This is a genomic window from Capillibacterium thermochitinicola, from assembly GCF_013664685.1.
GTDB lineage: Bacteria > Bacillota > UBA4882 > UBA10575 > UBA10575 > Capillibacterium > Capillibacterium thermochitinicola.
Genome location: NZ_JAAKDE010000030.1, coordinates 1 through 1,347, shown reverse-complemented (window position 1 = coordinate 1,347; position 1,347 = coordinate 1). Strand labels below are relative to the sequence as shown.

The window sequence follows — 1,347 nt, the reverse complement described above, 5'->3', positions numbered from 1 at the left end:
GAGCAAAAACAAATCAATGATCGAAGCAATATTGCGTATATCAGATAAGCTTATTGATAACTGAGGAATTTACACACTAATCTGGACTTGATCATTATAAATCTAGTAGTTGGCGTTATAATTATATATGTCGATATATTCCCGCCTACCGATAGTGCAAAAAGTGCCTTTGACTTGTTTCCGACTACCGACAATGTAAAAGACATCAATCCATCCCGCTCGTTACATATTGAGTGTGTCGCATTGATGTCAAGAGTGAAGTAATAAAAAACTGAAAAGCTTGTAAATAAAGGGTTTCCAGACATTTAGCCTTTCTCAAGGCCGATTTGCCGGATGTGGTAATGTCAGGAAACCCCTGGCCCATAATCCCGCGTGAAATCTTTATGCAGGTTCAGGAACAGCTTGTCAAAAGAAGATGTGTGTATAAATCATCCTTTATCGCAGATGGTTTTCTGCGGCAACTGTCAGATTGACGCCAATCGAGAAAAATTCTTGATTGGCGTATTTTTTTAAAATAGTTATTGACATATGTTAGAATAGGGGTATAATATAAGATGTAAATGACATATGTCAATTACGCTGAGTAACAGTTGAAAGGATAATCAATTCATTTAATGGATTGTAAAAATGAGGAGGACTATTATGCCCAGAGGTGACAGAACTGGTCCTTTGGGAATGGGACCATTAACTGGACGGAGGTTAGGTTTTTGTGCTGGTTCCAAAGTGCCCGGTTATTTGAACGCAAATTACAGACGAGAATTTTGGTTTGAACGACGAGGTTACAGGCGTGCATTCTGGCTTGCTGGAATGATACCCTGGTGTTTTTATCTAGCTTATCACTTATTTAATCGTAGCAAAATTAAAAGTAAGAGCTTATAAGAAAAGGAGGTGACATTATGCCAAGAGGGGACGGAACCGGGCCTCTGGGAATGGGCCCTATGACAGGGCGAGGTGCAGGCTTTTGCGCAGGTTTTGCCGTTCCGGGTTATGCAAACCCCATCGGTTGCGGATTTGGATTCGGACGGGGACGAGGCTTTAGGCGAATGTTTTATGCGACCGGTTTGCCAAGGTGGGCACGCTTTGGTGCTCAAAATGCAAGTGGGGCGTATTTAGCATCGGATGTAGATGAAAAAGAATTTCTGAAAAGGCAGGCTGAATTTCTTGAAAATCAGCTTGATGATGTAAAAAAGCGCCTCGAAGAATTAGAAGATTAGTCCTGTCGCAAAGCGAAAGGCAGGCTATCGCCTGCCTTGTTCGTGTTTTATCTAAAGGGATGGGGGCATGACTATAAATATAATGGAATATAAAACTGATTGTTTATAATGCCCCCCATTGTCAAGACACGAA

At 41.3% G+C, this 1,347-nt stretch carries 2 protein-coding genes; both read left to right on the top strand.

Annotated elements, in window-relative coordinates; translation table 11 throughout:
• Window positions 1-627 precede the first annotated feature (627 nt).
• Window positions 628-879: a DUF5320 domain-containing protein gene (locus G5B42_RS10475; protein ID WP_331274110.1), complete on the top strand. Its 252-nt coding sequence runs from the start codon at window positions 628-630 to the stop codon at window positions 877-879.
• Between the two features lie 17 nt (window positions 880-896).
• Window positions 897-1,214 (top strand): DUF5320 domain-containing protein, encoded by a 318-nt coding sequence (locus G5B42_RS10470; RefSeq protein ID WP_181340426.1) that lies wholly within the window; start codon window positions 897-899, stop codon window positions 1,212-1,214.
• Window positions 1,215-1,347 lie beyond the last annotated feature (133 nt).